We start from the raw sequence: 19,390 nt of genomic DNA on the forward strand, positions 1-19,390 counted from the left end.
AATCGTGTGCAAACAATCAAAGAATTATATAGAATTGGTTTTGGTCCATCAAGTTCACATACAATGGCACCTAGTAATGCCGCAAGCATTATTTTAAGTAGATATCAAGAAGCACAAAAATTTGAAATAACACTTTATAATTCCTTGGCTTTGACTGGTAAAGGACATCTTACAGATGAAGCAATTATTAAAGCACTACCTGAAAAAGAAGTTATATTTAAGTTTGAAATAGATAAAGATAAACACCCAAATACAATGATTTTTAAAGTTTTTAACAAAGATAATACTGAAATTGCCTCACATGAAGTTTTAAGTGTTGGCGGTGGAAAAATAGTATTTGTAGGAGAAGAAGAATCTATTCCTAATATTTATCCTCAGGGCTCTTTTAAAGAAATTAGTAAGTATTGTAAAGATAGAAAAATCAATCTATATCAATATGTAAAAGTAATTGAAGGCGATGAAATTGATGACTTCTTATACTTGATTTGGGAAACAATGAAAGAAAGTATTAAAAGAGGTCTTATGACACAAGGCATACTACCTGGTAACTTAAAAGTTGTTAGAAAAGCACCATCTCTTATAACTAAAAAGCTTAAAAATGAAGTTTCTGAAATAACAGAAAACAGACTCATTAGTGCTTATGCCTTCGCAGTAAATGAAGAAAATGCAAGTGGTGGAAAAATAGTAACTGCCCCTACTTGTGGTGCTTGTGGTGTTTTACCAGCAGTCTTATATTATATGCAAGAAAAACATCATTTTTCCGATCAAAAAATAATTGAAGCATTAGCAACCGCTTCAGTATTTGGAAACTTAATTAAACACAACGCTTCTATTTCTGGTGCAGTTGCCGGATGTCAAGCAGAAGTTGGAAGTGCATGTTCTATGGCTGCCGCAGCTCATGCATCATTATTTAATTTAAGTATTGATAAACAAGAATATGCAGCAGAAATAGCAATGGAACACCATTTAGGATTAACTTGTGATCCTGTTAATGGTTTTGTACAAATTCCTTGCATAGAAAGAAATGCGGTTGCGGCTTTAAGAGCTGTTGATGCGTGTGGATTGGCGTTTTTTTTAAGTGATTCAAGAAAAATTAGCTTTGATACAGTCATTGAAACGATGTATCAAACAGGATTAGATATGCATAGTCATTATAAAGAAACATCTGAAGGTGGTCTAGCAAAATATTATAAGGAAAATGATAACGATGTTAACTGTTGGTAAAAAATACGAAGTAGAAATAGTAGATTTAGATTTTAATGGTAATGGTGTAGCTAAAATAGAAGAAGATGTTATTTTTGTTACAGATGCATTAAAAAATGAAAAGGGACTCATTGAAATTACTAAAAAAGGAAAAAATTCATATTTTGGTAAAATGATTAAAAGAACAATTGATAGTCCAGATAGAGTTTCAGAAAAATCAAATTTAGGAAGCCTAGATTTATCACATCTTTCATTTGAAAGACAATTAGTATGGCAAAAAGAATTAACAGAAGGAACTTTAAAAAGAGCTTTAAAACAAGATGTTAAAGTTCTAGATACTTTAACAGATAATAATCCTTTCAATTACAGAAATAAAGTAGTATTTCATGTTTTAGAAGATGAATTTTTACAACTTGGTTTATACACAACAGAACCAGTTAAACTAGTTAAGGTAGATAATTTCATTTTAGCTAATAAAATAGTCAATGAAATTTTAACTAAGATTAATAAAGCAAAAATAAAAGTAGATCCATTTAAACTTAAACACGTTGTTTTTAAAAACAATAGTCAAAATCAATTAGTTGTAACACTTGTAAGTACTAATAAAAACTTTTTGGGAAAAGACGAACTGATTAGTTTACTAGAAACATTTAAACAAGTAATTGGTATTACAATTAATATTAAACCAAATGATAAAGTAATCTTAGGACATAAGAGTTACGAAGTTTCTGGAACAAGCGAATTAAAAGAAGATGAACTATATATCACTGATAAAAGCTTTTTACAAGTGAATTTACCAGTGATGAAAATGACTTATGATGTAATATCAAAAAATATTACAGGTAAGAAAATTATTGATGCTTACTGTGGTGTAGGTAGTATTGGGTTTTATCTATATAAGAAAAATCCTAATCTTACAATAGATATGATTGATAATCAAGTGGATAATATTTTATTAGCAAATAAAACAAAACGCGAAAATGATTATAAATCAGTTAATATTATCAAAGATAACTCAGAGGACGCAGTTGAAGGTTTAAGTGCAGATACTTTAGTATTAGATCCACCAAGACAAGGATTAATGCCTAAACTTGTAGATACTATTTTAGATAAAAAATTTAAAGAAATTATTTATTTATCATGTGATTTAAAAACATTAACTAGAGATTTAAGATTATTAACTAGTACTTATGAAATTAAGACAATACAACCTATAAAGATGTTCCCACAAACAACCAGTTTAGAAACATTAGTTGTTTTAAAATTAAAATAATAAAAAGATTTCCAAAAATAGAACTGATTCAGTCGACTATTTAAGGAAATCTTTTTTTATAAAAAAACTTAATCCTTTTAAGATTAAGCTTTTAGTCAATTATATAAAATAAATAGGTTCTTCTGGAGTATAACCATTTAATGATAAAGTAACTTTTTCGATAACAATATCCTCTTTTGGTTTATCCATTTGATCACGTGGCACTCTAGCAATCTTATCAACAATTTCATAACCACTTGTTAAAACACCAAATGCTGCATAAGCACCATCTAAATGAGGTGAATCTTTATGCATAATAAAGAATTGTGCAGTTTGGGAATTTTTATCCATTGTTCTAGCCATAGAGATAACCCCTTTGGTATGAACGAGTTGATTATCAAACCCATTTTGCTTGAATTCTCCTTTTATAGGTGGGAAAATATTTTTGCCCCACCCTCCTTGAATCATAAAGTTTGGAATGACTCTATGAAAAATAAGATTATCATAATAATTTTTTTCAATGTATTTAATAAAGTTATTAACTGTATTAGGTGCTACTTGAGGGAATAATTCTAAAGTAATATCTCCCATGTTTTTAACAGTAATAGTTACTGTCGGATTATTTTTATTTAATAGTTCGTTAGCGTTCATCTTAAACTCCTCTTACAAATGGATTATTTTGTTTTTCATGTGAAATAGTTGTTGGTCTACCATGCCCTGGATAAATAGTAGTATTATCAGGTAAAATTTTATAAAGATTTCTAATTGTATCTAACAAGACATCTAGACTTGAAAAAGGAATATCTGTTCTACCAATACTTTCAAAAAATAAAGTATCTCCACCAAATAGATAAGGTGCAAGATATAACATAGTTCCACCTTCAGAATGCCCTGGAGTTTCTAAAATTTTAAATTCTAGACCTGAAAAAGAAATAGAGTCTTTTCCTGTAATCCAAAAATCAACAGGAATATCATAAAGCCATCTATTATAGGCGTTATCAGTCATCCAAATTTTATCCTTTAATGGAGCGTAAACAGGAATATGGTAAAGTTCCTTTAATTGTTTAACACCACCACAATGGTCGAAATGGCCATGAGTTACATAAATTAAAGTAGGTTCTAAATTTTCTTGGGTTAAGTAGTCTATGACTTGAGTATCTTCAAAGCCTGGATCAATAATCATTGCCTTGCCTAAATGGCTTACTACATAGCAATTACTTCTAATTGACCCTAATTTTATTTGTTTAATTTCCATTGTTATCACCAAAAGTATTATAACACTTTATAGCTAAAATGAGATAATAAGTGGTAATAAAAAACTTATTTATAAAAAGTATATCGTTATTTATAAAAAATATAAAAAAGGTTGCTTTTAAGGCTTAGATAGCATAAAATAACTATTGTGTTAAATACACAATTGTAGAAGAAAAGCAGGTGGAAAATATGTACGTTATTGTGCGTACCATGAAAATGGTAAAAGGAAACAAAGAACAAGTGGCGCAACGTTTTTCTAATCCAAGTCCAGTGACAAAATCTCCAGGTTTTATTAGAATGGAAGTTTTGTTTTCAGGAAAAAATCCAGAGTATGATATTTATCAAACGATGATTTATTGGACAGATAAGAAGGCGTTTTATGTTTGGGAAGGAAGCCCTGAGCATATTGCAATGCATAGAAATAAAGATCATGAACATAATAAAAGACCAGAAGGTATTTTAGAAGTAACTCATGAAGCATACGAAATGATTGCGTCAAAGGAACATGAATAAAAAAAGAATTATTATCGTTACGATATTTATTATATTAACAATAGTTTCTTTAATTATAGGTCCTAATATGAATCTTATTAAAGAACTTTTTGAAGGAAATCAACTGGCATGGACTAATTTTGTTTATGGCAGAATACCTAGAACTGTTGTAATTATTTTAGCAGCATCATCTTTGAGTGTTGCTGGTCTTATTATGCAATCAGTTAGTAGAAATAAGTTTATCTCACCATCAACAGCAGGAACAAGCAACGCTGCTATGCTTGGGGTTCTTATTGGTTATTTATTTTTAGGAAGTCAAAGTTTATCAGTAAAATTTGGGTTTGCCTTTATTTTTGCAATGGCAAGTTCTTTCGTTTTTATATTTTTACTGAATAAAATAAAATTTAAAAATGTTATCTATGTACCCTTAATAGGAATGATGTATGGAGCACTTATAAGCGCGATAGCAACCTTTATTGCTCATCAAACAAACTCATTACAAATTCTAGCTGGGTTAAACTTAGCAACATTTTCACATATCACATTATTAAACTCAACTTTATTACTTATTTTAATTCCTGCAATGATAGCTGCATTTATTTTTTCAGCATCTTTTGGGGTGGTTGCTTTAGGAGAAGACTTTTCTAAAAATTTAGGAGTTAACTATAAGTTTGTGATGGCTATTGCTTTAATTATCATCTCAGCGATATCAGCTAGCACTGTAGTCGTAGTTGGGCCTTTACCTTTTGTGGGACTTATTATACCTAATATAGTCACTGTGTATTATGGAGATAATATAAAGAAAAGCATTTTTGATATTGCACTTATAGGATCAATCTTTGTTTTATTGAATGATATTATAAGTAGATTGATTATTTTCCCATATGAAGTTGCGGTTGGTTTTACAATGGGAATAACAGGAGCTATCATCTTCTTGATTTTAATATTTAAAAAGGGGAAGAAGATATGAAAAAAAATACTAAATATATTATTTTAATAGCTTTATGTGTTATTTTGATGTTTGCATTCCTTTTTGTTTGGGTCTTAACTACTAAAGTAATTCACCCAACGCCTAATGTTTTTATAAGAATATTAACAAGAAGAGGTACACAATTAATAGCTATTTTAGTGAGTTCAATTTTAATAGCTACATCATCATTAATTTTTCAAACCATCACTAATAATAGAATTTTAACACCGAGTGTTTTAGGATTTGATTCTATTTATGTGATTACTCAAACACTAATTGTTATGTTTTTAGGCGCAACAAGTGTTTACTTAACAAATGTATATGCAAACTTCTCTATATCACTAGTGGCAATGGTTGGCATAACATTTTTAATGTACATAGTATTACTTAAAAAAGATAAGAAAAATATTATATTATTACTCTTGGTAGGAATGATTATTTCATCTTTAGCTGGAAGTATTACTAATTTTATCCAGTCATATATGAATCCTGATCAATTTCAAAATGTTTCAAATCTTACTACAGTAAGTTTAAATAATATTAATGAACAATTGATATATTTAACTACACCGATTATGATAGTATTAATTGTTTTAATGTTTAAACAAAATAAATATTATGACGTAATGGATTTAGGCGAGGATACAGCTATCTCATTGGGAGTAAACTATAGTAGTAAAGTCAACCTTAGTTTAGTATATATAGCGATAGCGGTTGCTATCTCAACAGCTTTAATAGGGACTTTGACATTTCTAGGACTCATAGCTGTTAATAGTGCTAGAGAAATTTTTAAGACAAATAACCATAAGACGCTCATGATTGCCTCAGGATTAATGTCAATTATTTTTGTTCTATTTGGACAAATTGTAACAGAGTTACTACAACACAAAACAAGTGTATCAGTACTTATTAATCTTATAGGTGGATCTTATATGATATACCTTATTTTAAGGGAGAATAAAATATGATTGAAATAAAAAAAATATCACAGAGTTATGGTACAAAACAAATCCTAAATAATATTGATTTAAAAATTCAGGATGGAAAAATTACAGCATTAATTGGGGCCAATGGTGCAGGAAAATCAACACTACTAGGTGTTATTTCTAGACTTTTACAACCAAGTAATGGCGAAATATTTATAGATGAAAAAGATATCTCTAAAATGAAATCTAATGATATTGCAAAAGAATTATCTATTTTAAAACAAACCAATCAAATCAATATCAAAATCACAGTTAAAGAATTAGTAACATATGGTAGATTTCCTTATTCTAAAGGTAGACTTAAAAACGAAGATATAGAAAAAATAGAATCAGCTATTACTTATATGAAATTAAAAGAAATAGAAAATAGCTTTATAGATGAGTTATCCGGTGGGCAACGACAACGTGCTTATATAGCGATGATACTTGCCCAAGATACTAAGTATATCTTTTTAGACGAACCACTTAACAATTTAGATATGAAATACGCAGTTGAAATGATGACTATTTTACAAAATTTAGTTAAAGATTTCAATAAAACAATAATTGTTGTTATGCATGATATTAATTTTGCAGCAGCTTTTTGTGATCATATAGTTGCAATGAAAGATGGTCAAATTGTCAAAGAAGGCTCATCTGATGAAATGATGGATAAAGAAACACTTGACCATGTTTTTGATCATGACTTCTGTATAGCAGGAGTTAATGGTAAAAAAGTATGTATTTATTATAATCAGTTTAAAAATCAAGAACTAGACGGAACCTCTAGTCTTGAAAATAAAAAAGAAAGGTAAGGTTCGTTGTAGATGAAAAAGGTATTAACATTAATAGTTGCACTAGTGGCAGCAATCACGTTAGTAGCGTGCAACAATAGTAGTAAAAGAACAGGAGAAACTGTAGAAATAACACAAACAATCAGTGTTGACACAGGTGAGAAAAATAGTAAAGGAGAAACTGTTTATAAAAAAGAAGCAGTTACTCAAAAAATGTTTATCAACCCTAAAAGAGTAGTAACATTTGCTTTAGGAGTTGCTGATATGCTGGATACAGTAGGTATAGAAAAAGCTGGTATTACAACATTTGCTTTACCTAAGTCTAATCTTCCGGTTGATTTATCAAAATTTAATGATGAAAAATATATTAACGCAGGTACATTATTTGATGCTAGTTTAGATCAACTTAATTTAATGGATCCAGAATTAATCGTATTAGATGGTAGATCTTTAAATTTATATAGTTCACTAAAAAAACAATATCCACAAGCTGATATACTTAATGCCTCTAATACGTCATATACTATTGAAGCACATAAAGAAAATGTTTTAAATTTAGGAAAATTATTCCCAAGTGTTAAGTCAGATTTAGAAAAAGAAATGACAATTATTGAAACTAAATTTAATGAAATTAATGAAGTTGCAAAACAACACCAAGCATTATTCTTATTAAGTAACGGAAAAGCATTAAGTGTTTTTGGTAAAGGAACATCATCAAGATATAATGTAATACACAAAGAATTCGGATTCCAAGATGCTAGAGCAACCTCTGGGCAAGAAGATGCAGGTTCTCACGGTGTTGCAATTAACTTAGAAGCTTTAACAAACATTAACCCAGAAGTTATTTTCATACTTGATCGAGCAGCAGCAACCAATAATGAAAGTGGCTTAGCAAACTTAAAAAATGAAGAACAGTTTAAAAAACTAGATGCTGTTAAAGCAGGTAAGGTATATGATTTAAACCCAGGTGCTTGGTATTTAGTTACTGGTGGATTCCAATCTACTAAAACTATGATTGCGGACATTCAAGTATATATTGATTCTTTAGCAAACTAAAAAATAAACAAAATGACTAAACTAAAAATTAGTCATTTTTTATTTATAAAGATTAAAGTGATATAATAGAATCAAACAATGAAGGCGGGGAAAATATATGAATAAAGCACATGTTAAAATAGTTAATCAGTACACACTAGAATTAGAAAATGATGCTAAAAAAGGAGATCAAATTGATTTAAAAGAAATTACTTCAATAGACACAAATCTAATTTTACAAAAGATTAATGACCAGACAGATAAAGTTTATGAACAAAAACTAAATGAATATAAAAAAGCATTACTATTAGAAAAAGAGATTGAATTAAAAGAGGTTAAAGAAACACTAGAAACTAAAAATAGAGAATTAAAAGAAAAATATACAGAACAATTAAACTCTGCTCAATATCAATTAAAAGAATTAGAAAATAAAGTGCGCCACGAACAAAAAGAATTGTTAAGTGATGCTGCACATAAACTTAACACAGAAACAACACAACTAAAAAACGAAATTGCAATGATTAAGGAACGAACTATTGCAGAACAAGGCTCTTTATATAATAAAGAAATAAACAGCTTAAAACTTGAATTAAACACCTTAGAAGCAGAAAAAAAACAAGTAGAAACACAAAAAGATACTTATTATAATGAAATAATTAATAAACTAAAAAATGAAGTAGAAACTTATAAAAAAGATATTAAAACTAGTGAAGAACTATTAGAAACTAAACATATTAATAAAATACAAGAATTAGATTATAAGTACAAGGAACAACTTTCTGAACTAGAAAAACAAATAGATGTATTAAAAAGAGAAAAAGGCTCTTTAAACGTTAAAAAGATAGGGGAAAACTTAGAAAAATGGTGTGATCAAGAATTCCAAAATCAATCACTAGCATTGCTAGATTTTGTTACTTGGCAAAAAGATAATGAAGTCATAAAAAATGGTAAAGCAGATTTTATTTATAAAGTATATGCTAATAACAAAAAAGATGAAACTGAAGTTTTAACATCTGCAGTACTAGAAATGAAGTCTGAAGATCCAAACTCTACCAACCATCAACCAAATCAAAAGTTCTTTAAAAAACTCAATGATGATAGAAACAATAAGGGATTAGAATACGCAATCTTAGTAAGTGAACTTGAATGGGAAACAACAAACGATGCCCCTATTCAAAAAATATCAGATTATGAAAAAATGTATTTAGTAAGACCTCAATACTTTACAGTATTTTTAAATATTATTACAACTTTCGGTATTAAATATAAAGAAATATTCCTAGATAAGAAAGAAGAACAACTGAAATTTAAAGACTCACAAGAAATATTAGATGAATTTGAAAATATGAAATCAGAAATCTTAGAAAACTCACTTAAAAATATAGTTAAGAATATTGAAGTGATCATTAACCAAAGTGAAACAATTACTAAAGCGAACAATAAACTATTAGAAGCTGCTCAAATGATTATTAACAAACATATTATTACAATAGAAAATAAAATTAATGATTTTAAAATAAAAAGGATTGTCACAAAAATAGAAAAATTAGACTCCAAAGCATAACTAATGAAACAAAAATTGTTTTTATAGTTGATAATAGCTTTGATATGATATTTAGAATTGACAAAATATGATAAAATTGTTAAAATAAAATGAATAGATGCGAAGGAGGGTTTTCACTTGAAAGCTGCAGATTATTTAATATTAATTGTTTCATTCTTACTTATCGCAAACGTTTTATTATTACAATCAGATGATGATGGAATGAATTCATTCACAGGGGTTGCATCAGAACAATATAAAAATCGTAAAATGCAAGGTTCAGAGTTATTCTTAAATAGATCAATGATGGTTCTTACAGCGTTTTTTATCGGATTTATATTTTGGTCTAATTCAATTGATAGATTATTCTAAAATAACAAAGATATTATGAAAGTATTTCTATGAAATACTTTTTTTCTTGAGGTGCTAACATGCAAAGATATTTTTTAACGACTGATACTGGTTTTATTACAGATAAAAATGATTTTCATCACATTGCTAAAGTCATGAGAATGAAAACAGGGGATGAGGTTATCCTTTGTTTTAATGGCTCTTGTTACTTGTCTAAACTAGAAATAACAGAAGATGAAATCAAATATCAAAAAATAGAATTACTAGAAAATAAAAAACTACTTAATATTACAATTATTCAAGGACTTCCAAAAGGTAGTAAAACAGACGAAGTCTTTAAAACAGCTACCATCTTTGGGGCAAAAGAAATCATCATTGTCCCTATGATTAGAAGTATTGCTAAAATAAAAAATGAAGATAGTAAGTTAAATAGATATGAAAAGATTGTAAAAGAAGCATCTGAACTTGCTCATAGAAATGAACTGCCTAAAATTAAATTTTTAAAATCTTTAAAAGAAATAGATTTTAACAGCTTTGATTATGTGATAGTTGCTGATGAAAATGAGAAAACAGTTCAGCTAAATGAAATTGAGATAACAAACCCAAACGCAAAGATTGCTCTCATTATTGGACCTGAAGGTGGCATTGATGAAAAAGAACGCATTTATTTTAAAACACTAAATGCTAGTTTTGTATCACTAGGTGAATACATCATGCCAACAGAATTAGCTCATTTATACGTTTTATCTTACTTTTATGCAAAAAAATGAAGAAAAATCATAGGATACTTTGACAAATGATTAAAAATTAGATATAATAATTGCGGTTAAACCAAACTAATTCAAGTGCGGAAGGAGGGCAGACATGCCTAAAACAATTGTACGTAAAGAAGAGTCAATTGAAGATGCTTTAAGACGTTTCAAACGTGACGTTTCTAAATCAGGAACCCTCGCAGAAGCACGCAAGAGAGAATTTTATATCAAACCAAGTGTTGATAAAAAAATGCGCCAAAGAGCAGCTCGTGGAAAAAAACGTTAAATCCACTCTTCAGTAAATAAAATGCACCCTTAGGGTGCTTTTTTGTCTATTACTATGGTATAATTATAAGCGAATTTAGGAGGTATGAATGAAACTAGACGTTAAAATTAAGCATCCAGAAACCTTAAATCTATTAGTAGGGATGCATGATAAGAATTTAGCAGTATTTAAGGAGTATTTAGATATTAGAGTTTCTATTTTAAACGATGAAATTATTGTGGATTCGGACCCAGCAACAAAGCCGTTTTTAACTGAAATATTTAAAGTATTAATTGAACTCGCTGAAAACAAAGTAGCATTAACTGAAAGAGACATCTTATACATTATTAAAGTTGCAGAAAAAGAACAATTAGAACATATTATAGACTTATATAAAAATCAAAAGAAAATACTGATTAGTGATCAAGGAAAAGCAATTTACCCTAAAACTTTCAACCAAAAAATATATTCTAAAGCATTAGAAAAATATCCTTTAGTATTTGGAGTTGGACCAGCGGGGACTGGAAAAACATATTTAGCGGTTGCACACGCAGTAGCACAACTTAAAGAAGGCAAAGTAAGAAAACTTATTCTAACCAGACCAGCGGTTGAAGCAGGAGAATCACTAGGGTTTTTACCAGGGGACTTAAAAGAAAAAGTAGACCCTTACTTAATACCTTTATATGATGCCTTATATGAAATGTTAGGTAAATATCAAACAGATCAACTACTTGAAAAAAATGTCATCGAAATAGCACCTCTTGCCTATATGAGAGGTAGAACTTTAGAAAATGCTTTTGTTATTTTAGATGAAGCTCAAAATACAACAAGTACACAGATGAAAATGTTTTTAACAAGATTAGGCTTTTCTTCAAAAATGGTTGTTTGTGGAGACCCATCACAAACAGACTTACCAAAAGGAAAAGAATCTGGATTAAAAGATGCTTTAAAGCATTTAGAAAATATTGATGAAATTAAAATAGTTACATTTGATAAACTAGATGTCATCAGACATCCATTAGTACAAAAAATTCTTGAAAGGTATGAAAACTCATGATAGTTGAATTTCATAATCAAACACAAACAGACATAACTGAAATAGAAAAATTAATTACTCATATTTTTGATTCAATCGATGAAAAAAAGAATATGCAAATTATTTTTGTAACACCTGAACAAATACACAATCTCAATCTAACTTACAGAAACGTAGATAGACCAACAGATGTCCTATCTTTTCCAAATGATGATGAAGATGATGATTCATTAGGTGATATATTTATTTCAATTGAACAAGCAATTAACCAAGCAGAAGAATATGGACATAGTTTTGAAAGAGAAATAGGGTTTTTATCTGTTCATGGTTACTTACACCTTAAAGGTTATGATCACCATACCCCAGAAGAAGAAAAAGAAATGACTTTTATGCAAGAACAAATCTTGAAAAAAGCTCAATTAGAAAGAGTGAAATAATGACTAATTTAGAACATGCTTTACTAGCAAGAAAAAGAGCATACGCACCCTATTCTAAATTTTTAGTAGGGGCATCAATCGAATTAAAAGATGGCACTCATATCTATGGTGCGAATATTGAAAATGGTTCTTACGGTCTTAGCAATTGTGCAGAACGCAGTGCTTTATTTTCACTTCTTAGCCAAGGCTATAACAAAGAAGATATTATTTCAATTACTATTGTAGGAGACACTAAAAATCCAATATCTCCATGTGGTGCCTGCAGACAAGTGATGTATGAACTCGTTCCAAAAAATGCAAAAATATATCTTTCTAACTTAAACGGAGAAACCAAAGAACTTACAACAAGTGAACTTTTACCTTATGGATTTGACTTAGACGAGGACTCTTTATGAGTTATAGATCAGGATTTATCACAATAGCTGGTAGACCCAATGTTGGAAAGTCTACACTACTAAATGCCCTTATGGGACAAAAAATAGCTATTACTAGCCCAAAGCCACAAACAACACGAAGCAGAATCACAGGGATTATTAATGATGAGGCATATCAAATGATCTTTGTAGATACTCCAGGGATGCATGAAGGTAAACATTTATTAGGAAAAACAATAGATAAACTGGCAGTTAATAGTATACAAGGAGTAGATGTTGTTTTATTTGTAACAGATAGACACTTAGGAAAATCTGAAACTAAAATACTTAACTACTTTAAAGCTATTTCAACACCAGTAATTCTAGTCATTAATAAAATAGACTTACTAAAAAGTAAAATTCAAACAGATGAAATTATATTAAGTTATATTAATGCGTATCCATTTAAAGAGGTTGTTCCTATTTCAGCTGCTTCAGTTACAAACTTAGATCACCTAAAAGAGGCTATTTATAAATATTTACCTGAAGGACCACAATACTATCCAGAAGAGATGGTTACCGATCAAACAGATAATACCCTAATGGCTGAAATCATAAGAGAAAAAATTCTTTACCACGCACAAGAAGAAGTCCCACATTCGGTTGCTGTCGTTATTGAAAGCATTACACCAAATGAAGAATATAATACAGTAGATGTGACTGCGATTATTATTGTTGAACGCTCTACTCAAAAACAAATTCTCATCGGGTCTAAAGGTGAAAAAATAAAGAAAATTGGAACCGCGGCCAGAAGAGATATTAATAAAACGCTTGATACCAAAATTCATTTGTCATTATGGATTAAAGTTAAAAAAGACTGGCGAAACAATCCAAATGAGTTAAAACGTTATGGATACCAAGACGAATAAAATAAAAGGTATTATTTATAAAGTTTTACCGTATAAAGAAAGTGCCAAAATGGTCTTTGTTTACACTGAAAAAGGTAAATATACTTTAATTTTTCAAGGGGCACAAAAAACAAATAATCTTAATAGAGCTATTACTCAATATTTATCACTGATTGAATTTGAATTAAACCCTATGGGTAAGAGAATGATGAATATCAGCCAAGCCAAACTTTTAGACTCATATGATAAACTAAAAGATAGCTATGATACAACTAAAAAATACGCAACTATTTTAGAACTCTTAGATAAAGTTGTTACAGATGAAGATGAGCATGAAACCATCTTCAAAATAGCCTTAGAAGCTCTTTCAGATACTAAAATAGGCTACTTAAGATTTCTTGCAAGACTCTTGCCAGTTATAGGCTATCATTTTAATTTAAAACCAGATGGAAGAAAAATTAAGGGCTATAGTCTATTATTAAATAGACTGATTTACAAAGAGGAAACAGAAAGTATCATACTTGATGTCGTAGCTACAACCGAACTATTAAAATTATTTATTAATAAACAAACAGATGCGTTTACACAAGAAGATCAATTATCATCTTTCTTGATTAAATATTATGATTACTATTTGCAATATCAATTTAAAACAATGAAATAATAGGAGTTAGAAAAAATGGTTACTTTAGAACAAATTACATTATATGCCAAGCAAACAGGTTTCATTTTTCAAGGTAGTGAAATCTATGGTGGATTAGCTAATACTTGGGATTACGGTCCACTTGGAAGTTTATTAAAGAAAAATATTAAAGAAGCATGGATTCAAAAATTCGTTAGAGAAAATCCATATAATGTCCTGCTAGACAGCTCTATATTACTTAATAGTAAAGTTTGGGAAGCAAGCGGACATATTGGAGGATTTAGTGATCCATTAACTGAAAACAAAGATAATAATCAACGTTATCGTGCAGATAAACTAATTATTGAACATGATCCTTCTATTAATCCAGATGGATGGACACCTGAAAAGATGCATGAATACTTAGTAAAAAATAAAGTTATGGGGACAACTAACTGGACTCCTATTCGTTCATTTAATATGATGTTTCAAACGCACCAAGGGGTTGTATTAGAACAAGCTAATCAAATCTTTTTAAGACCAGAAACAGCACAAGGAATCTTTATCAACTTTAAAAATATTCAAAGAACAACTAGAAAAAAACTACCTTTTGGAGTATGCCAAGTAGGAAAAGCCTTTAGAAATGAAATTACTCCAGGTAACTTCGTATTTAGAACTCGTGAATTTGAACAAATGGAATTAGAATTCTTCTGTAAACCTGGAACTGAAATGGAATGGTTTAATTACTGGAAACAATTTATGAAATCTTGGTTACTTAACTTAGGAATTCATGAAGAAAATGTTGAGTTTGAAGATCATAAAAAAGAAGCATTAAGTCACTATTCAAATGCAACTACAGATATTTTATATAAATTCCCTTGGGGATTTGATGAATTATGGGGGATTGCATCAAGAACAAACTTTGATTTAAATGCCCATCAAAAGCATTCAGGAGAAGACTTAACTTATCTAGACCCTGAAACTAATGAAAGATATATCCCTTATGTAGTAGAACCATCAGTTGGGGTAGAAAGATTAGTACTAGCTTTCTTGACAAATTCTTATAAAGAAGAAAAATTAGAAAACGATGATACAAGACAAGTTTTAGCACTACATCCAGCACTTGCTCCATATAAAGTAGCAGTTTTACCACTAATGAAAAAGGTTCATGCAGAAAAAGCACTTCAATTGGAATTAGAACTTGCAAAACATTTTGATGTTACATATGATGAAACACAGAATATTGGTAAAAGATATAGAAGACAAGATGCGATAGGTACACCATTTTGTGTGACTGTTGACCAAGAAACAATGGAAAATGATACAGTAACAATTAGACATAGAGATACTATGGCACAAGAAAGACTTCAAATTAAAGATTTAAAAGCATATATTGAAAAATACTTAGAATTCTAAGAAAAGGAGCTGATTAAATGGATGATAAACTAATTTCTAGAATTAATGAAGACGTTAATATCGTTGATTTAGTCAGTGAGTTTGTACAACTGGAAAAAAAAGGTAAGAACTATATGGGATTATGCCCTTTTCATCAAGAAAATAGTCCCAGTTTTTCCGTTTCTCCAGAAAAAAATATAGCTGTTTGTATGTCCTGTAAAGAAGGTGGAGTACCACTTACCTTTTATAGGAAAATAAAAAATATCTCTTTTCAACAGGCTGTCGTAGAACTAGCAGATCGCCTAGGCATTGAAGTTTCTCATGAAGTAAAAGTTGATCCTAACGAACATTTATATAAAATAATGCATGATGCTAGCCAATTTTTTCAATTTTCTTTACAAAATACGAATCAGGGAGAAATTGCCCTTAATTATTTAAAAGAAAGACAAATTGAAAAAGAACACATAGAGCACTTTAAGATTGGTTGGGCTCCTAAAGAAAAGGATGCACTTTATCAATTATTAAAAGACAAAGAGTATCAAGTTTCAGATATGATTAGTCTAGGGTTAGTAAAGCAAAATGACCAAGGTGACTATTACGACTTATTTAGATCAAGACTCATCTTTCCTTTAACAAACCCAGAGGGTAAGGTTATTGGATTTTCTGGAAGAACATTAGATAAAAACGAAAAAGTAAAATATATGAATAGCCCAGAAACGCCAATTTTTAAAAAGGGTGAAATGCTTTATCACTATAACGAAAGTTTATCTGAAATTAGAAAAACTAAAAAAGTTATTTTATATGAAGGGTTCTTTGATTGTATTGCATCTTATAAAGCTGGACTAAAAAATATCGTAGCAACCATGGGAACAGCCTTAACCAAGCAACAAGCACTCCTTTTAAAAAAGGTATCAAATGATATTGTTATTGCTTATGATGGCGATAACGCCGGACAGAACGCAGCGATTAAAGGAATAGATATTTTACAAAAAGAAAATTTAAGAGTTAATATTTTAGAAATACCTGACAAACTTGATCCTGATGATTATGTTAAAAAATATGGTGCAACAAGCTACCAATCATTATTCGAAACAAATTTAAAAGACCCTTATGCATTTAAGTATGATAAAATTGTTAAGGGAAAAGACTTAACTAATAGTAATGATACAAGAGAAATAAAAAACGAATTAGAAACTATTTTTAGATATACAGATGAAAACATAAGAAACCTCTATTATAAAAAAGCTTTAGAAGAACTGGGAATTATACTTAAGTATCATACCCAAAATCAGACAACTGACTATATTCTTCCAAAGCCAAAAGAAACACAAAGAGTTTCAAATAAATACGAGTGGATTGAAATACAAATAGTTTATGAAGTGATTAATAGCTCATATTTCTTAAATTACATATTAGAACGAGTGCATTTTTATGAACTCTCAAATTGGATGATTACTTCAGTTATTGAAAAAATAGGTGAGATGTATAAAACTTATTACTATGATAAAATAGAAATTGATAAATTCTTAGAAGTCTATCCAGATTTTACTAGTTTAATTAATCAATTTAAAAATCACTTTGTCTTTAAAGAAAATATGAGAATAGAAACAAAAGAAAAATTAGATGAATATATCGAAATGATTAATGTAGATTTACATAGATCAAAAAGAATAGCGGATTTAACTTCCTTAGTAGAAACCGCAACTACTAAAGAAGAAGAAAACAAATATTTAGAAGAAATACTTAAGTTACAACGAGAACAAAAAATGAGTGAGAGTAAACGGAGGATATAAGATGGAATTAGAAAAAATCATAGCATCATTAGTTAAAAAAGCTAGCAAAAGCAAACTCCTTAGCCCAGCAGATGTATTAAAACATACAAAAGGTGATGAAGAACTTTATAGACAAGTAGAACAAGCTTTAATGTTAGAAGATATTGATATTGTCTCAGATGATGAAGAAGAGGAAGAAGCTGAAACTAGACAACTAGATGATGACTTAGATGAAGATGATATCGAAGTTAACGATGAATCTGAGCCTGACGAATTTTCTTTAAGTAGCTTAGAAGTAGAAGATATCCAAGAAGAAGAATTATTAAATATTGAGAAAATAGTAACAAACGTTAAAGTGGATGACCCTGTTAGAATGTACTTAAAGGAAATCGGACAAATACCACTTCTTAAAATTGATGAAGAACGTAAATATGCAATGATGGTTTCTGCTGGTAGAGAAGCACAAAGTCAATTAGACAGTTTTAACAACAAAGAAATTGAGTTAGTTGAAGACGATGTTAAAGAATTAGAAAATGTTGTTTATAAAGCAGATTTTGCTAAAGAAAAATTAGTAGAAGCTAACTACCGTTTAGTTGTTTCAATTGCTAAAAGATATGTAGGACGTGGCTTATTATTCTTAGATTTAATCCAAGAAGGTAACATGGGCTTAATGCGTGCAGTAGATAAGTTTGATTATGAAAAAGGATTTAAATTTTCTACATACGCAACATGGTGGATTAGACAAGCTATCACAAGAGCTGTAGCTGACCAAGCAAGAACAATTCGTATTCCAGTTCATATGGTTGAAACAATTAATAAAATGATTCGTATTCAAAGACAATTAGTTCAAGAACTAGGTAGAGAAGCAAGCGTTGAAGAAGTAGCGGATAAAATGGGAATCACTCCAGAAAAAGTCCAAAATATACAACGTATTGCAAAAGAACCTATCAGTTTAGAAGCGCCAGTAGGTGAAGAAGAAGATTCATCATTAGGAGATTTCATTAGTGATCCATCTGCTTTATCACCACATGACTTTATGATGCAAGAAATGATTAAAAAGACATTAGACGAAGTATTAGAAGAATCATTAACAGATAGAGAAGAAAAAGTATTAAGACTTAGATATGGTCTTTTAGATGGTAAAACTCATACTTTAGAAGAAGTTGGTCGTGAATTTGGTGTAACACGTGAACGCATTCGTCAAATTGAAGCGAAAGCCTTAAGAAGATTAAGAGCACCATCAAGACAAAACAAATTAAAAGAACTATATATCGGTAAAAAATGAAAAGAATAGATTTTATTTCTAAGCAAACCAATGGATATAAAACAGTCCTAGATATAGGATGTGATCATGGACTGGTGCTTAAAAAGGCTTTTCAAAAGGGTTATATAGAAAAAGGCATTGCAAGTGATTTAAGAGAAAAGCCACTTTTAAGTGCTAAGAATAATCTTAAACAATATCCAGTTACTTTTTATCAAAGTAATGGTTTTGAAGGAATAAAAGAAGATTTTGATCTAGCAGTAATATGTGGCATGGGTGCTATATTAATTACTGAGATACTTTCTAAAGCTCCTACTAAAAAGAAGGATTTTCTATTAGGTGCTAATGATAGACTTGAAGAACTCAGAGTTTGGCTAGAAAGTAACCACTTTAAAATTATTGATGAGTCTGTCATCTATGATAAATTCTATTATGTATTTATCAAAGTGACAGAAGGCACAATGAAACTAAGTAAAGAAGATATTTTAGTAGGCCCAGTTTTAAAGAAAAAACCTGAATCTAAAGATTACTATAGACACCTAGTAAAATACTATGAAGATCTTTTAAATAAAATTGATTTGCAAAAGAAAGCTAACATTATAGATAAAATAAACTTTTTAAAGAATAACTTATAATAATGATAAAGGGAAGTTAAAGACTTCCTTTTATTTTATATACTGGCTATATTTCTTTACACAAAGATATTTTAATGTATAATAAAACATAAGAC

Annotated in this window: 22 protein-coding genes; 20 read left to right on the forward strand and 2 right to left on the reverse strand. The window is 29.4% G+C overall.

Annotation, left to right across the window (positions count from 1 at the left end; genetic code table 11):
- The first annotated feature begins 6 nt into the window (after window positions 1-6).
- Both BN854_RS02895 and rlmD read left to right on the forward strand, forming a co-directional pair.
- Complete coding sequence (locus tag BN854_RS02895) at window positions 7-1,224, forward strand: L-serine ammonia-lyase (RefSeq protein ID WP_026657817.1); 1,218 nt, start codon at window positions 7-9, stop codon at window positions 1,222-1,224.
- The gene (rlmD, locus tag BN854_RS02900) at window positions 1,199-2,476 is read left to right on the forward strand and encodes a 23S rRNA (uracil(1939)-C(5))-methyltransferase RlmD (protein ID WP_084600796.1); all 1,278 of its coding nucleotides are present in this window, start codon (window positions 1,199-1,201) and stop codon (window positions 2,474-2,476) included. Before BN854_RS02895 ends, rlmD begins: the two co-directional genes overlap by 26 nt.
- A gap of 99 nt (window positions 2,477-2,575) precedes the next feature.
- Here the strand turns inward: rlmD and BN854_RS02905 are convergent, their stop codons facing one another.
- Together BN854_RS02905 and BN854_RS02910 are read right to left on the reverse strand one after the other, a co-directional pair.
- On the reverse strand, window positions 2,576-3,106 hold the full coding sequence (locus BN854_RS02905) for a peptidylprolyl isomerase (protein ID WP_026657828.1): 531 nt from the start codon (window positions 3,104-3,106) through the stop codon (window positions 2,576-2,578).
- Window position 3,107: 1 nt separating this feature from the next.
- A complete protein-coding gene (locus BN854_RS02910) occupies window positions 3,108-3,710 on the reverse strand; it encodes an MBL fold metallo-hydrolase (protein WP_026657834.1) in 603 nt (200 codons plus the stop codon).
- Between the two features lie 188 nt (window positions 3,711-3,898).
- Here BN854_RS02910 and BN854_RS02915 point away from each other — a divergent pair, with 188 nt between their 5' ends.
- From BN854_RS02915 to BN854_RS03000, 18 genes are all read left to right on the forward strand, one after another.
- Entirely contained in the window at window positions 3,899-4,222 is a 324-nt protein-coding gene (locus BN854_RS02915; protein ID WP_026657838.1) for an antibiotic biosynthesis monooxygenase, read from the forward strand.
- The gene (locus tag BN854_RS02920) at window positions 4,215-5,171 is read left to right on the forward strand and encodes an iron chelate uptake ABC transporter family permease subunit (RefSeq protein WP_026657846.1); all 957 of its coding nucleotides are present in this window, start codon (window positions 4,215-4,217) and stop codon (window positions 5,169-5,171) included. The genes BN854_RS02915 and BN854_RS02920 overlap by 8 nt, the downstream gene beginning before the upstream one ends.
- Entirely contained in the window at window positions 5,168-6,139 is a 972-nt protein-coding gene (locus tag BN854_RS02925) for an iron chelate uptake ABC transporter family permease subunit (RefSeq protein ID WP_026657853.1), read from the forward strand. The genes BN854_RS02920 and BN854_RS02925 overlap by 4 nt, the downstream gene beginning before the upstream one ends.
- On the forward strand, window positions 6,136-6,951 hold the full coding sequence (locus BN854_RS02930) for an iron ABC transporter ATP-binding protein (RefSeq protein ID WP_026657859.1): 816 nt from the start codon (window positions 6,136-6,138) through the stop codon (window positions 6,949-6,951). Before BN854_RS02925 ends, BN854_RS02930 begins: the two co-directional genes overlap by 4 nt.
- A 12-nt stretch (window positions 6,952-6,963) precedes the next feature.
- Window positions 6,964-7,986 carry an ABC transporter substrate-binding protein gene (locus BN854_RS02935; RefSeq protein ID WP_026657867.1) on the forward strand — a complete coding sequence of 341 codons (1,023 nt, stop codon included), beginning with the start codon at window positions 6,964-6,966 and terminating at the stop codon, window positions 7,984-7,986.
- Between the two features lie 97 nt (window positions 7,987-8,083).
- Window positions 8,084-9,529, forward strand: coding sequence for a DUF2130 domain-containing protein (locus BN854_RS07435; protein WP_026657875.1), 1,446 nt, complete (start codon window positions 8,084-8,086; stop codon window positions 9,527-9,529).
- Between the two features lie 117 nt (window positions 9,530-9,646).
- Window positions 9,647-9,880: a preprotein translocase subunit SecG gene (secG, locus tag BN854_RS02945; RefSeq protein WP_026657882.1), complete on the forward strand. Its 234-nt coding sequence runs from the start codon at window positions 9,647-9,649 to the stop codon at window positions 9,878-9,880.
- Window positions 9,881-9,939: 59 nt separating this feature from the next.
- A complete protein-coding gene (locus BN854_RS07440) occupies window positions 9,940-10,629 on the forward strand; it encodes an RsmE family RNA methyltransferase (RefSeq protein WP_026657887.1) in 690 nt (229 codons plus the stop codon).
- Between the two features lie 94 nt (window positions 10,630-10,723).
- The gene (gene rpsU / locus BN854_RS02955) at window positions 10,724-10,897 is read left to right on the forward strand and encodes a 30S ribosomal protein S21 (protein WP_026657893.1); all 174 of its coding nucleotides are present in this window, start codon (window positions 10,724-10,726) and stop codon (window positions 10,895-10,897) included.
- Window positions 10,898-10,985: 88 nt separating this feature from the next.
- A complete protein-coding gene (locus BN854_RS02960) occupies window positions 10,986-11,933 on the forward strand; it encodes a PhoH family protein (protein ID WP_026657900.1) in 948 nt (315 codons plus the stop codon).
- Window positions 11,930-12,349, forward strand: a complete 420-nt coding sequence (ybeY, locus tag BN854_RS02965; protein ID WP_026657906.1) for an rRNA maturation RNase YbeY — start codon at window positions 11,930-11,932, stop codon at window positions 12,347-12,349. The genes BN854_RS02960 and ybeY overlap by 4 nt, the downstream gene beginning before the upstream one ends.
- Window positions 12,349-12,744 (forward strand): cytidine deaminase, encoded by a 396-nt coding sequence (gene cdd, locus BN854_RS02970; protein ID WP_026657911.1) that lies wholly within the window; start codon window positions 12,349-12,351, stop codon window positions 12,742-12,744. Before ybeY ends, cdd begins: the two co-directional genes overlap by 1 nt.
- The gene (gene era / locus BN854_RS02975) at window positions 12,741-13,631 is read left to right on the forward strand and encodes a GTPase Era (RefSeq protein ID WP_026657916.1); all 891 of its coding nucleotides are present in this window, start codon (window positions 12,741-12,743) and stop codon (window positions 13,629-13,631) included. Before cdd ends, era begins: the two co-directional genes overlap by 4 nt.
- Window positions 13,612-14,274 carry a DNA repair protein RecO gene (recO, locus tag BN854_RS02980; RefSeq protein ID WP_026657923.1) on the forward strand — a complete coding sequence of 221 codons (663 nt, stop codon included), beginning with the start codon at window positions 13,612-13,614 and terminating at the stop codon, window positions 14,272-14,274. Before era ends, recO begins: the two co-directional genes overlap by 20 nt.
- A 15-nt stretch (window positions 14,275-14,289) precedes the next feature.
- Window positions 14,290-15,648, forward strand: coding sequence for a glycine--tRNA ligase (locus tag BN854_RS02985; RefSeq protein WP_026657931.1), 1,359 nt, complete (start codon window positions 14,290-14,292; stop codon window positions 15,646-15,648).
- A 17-nt stretch (window positions 15,649-15,665) separates the two neighbouring features.
- Window positions 15,666-17,420 (forward strand): DNA primase, encoded by a 1,755-nt coding sequence (dnaG, locus tag BN854_RS02990; protein ID WP_026657934.1) that lies wholly within the window; start codon window positions 15,666-15,668, stop codon window positions 17,418-17,420.
- A 1-nt stretch (window position 17,421) separates the two neighbouring features.
- Entirely contained in the window at window positions 17,422-18,684 is a 1,263-nt protein-coding gene (rpoD, locus tag BN854_RS02995; RefSeq protein WP_026657942.1) for an RNA polymerase sigma factor RpoD, read from the forward strand.
- Complete coding sequence (locus BN854_RS03000; protein ID WP_026657950.1) at window positions 18,681-19,295, forward strand: tRNA (adenine(22)-N(1))-methyltransferase; 615 nt, start codon at window positions 18,681-18,683, stop codon at window positions 19,293-19,295. The genes rpoD and BN854_RS03000 overlap by 4 nt, the downstream gene beginning before the upstream one ends.
- Window positions 19,296-19,390: the final 95 nt, after the last annotated feature.

It is taken from the genome of Alteracholeplasma palmae J233, assembly GCF_000968055.1.
Lineage (GTDB): Bacteria > Bacillota_I > Bacilli_A > Acholeplasmatales > Acholeplasmataceae > Alteracholeplasma > Alteracholeplasma palmae.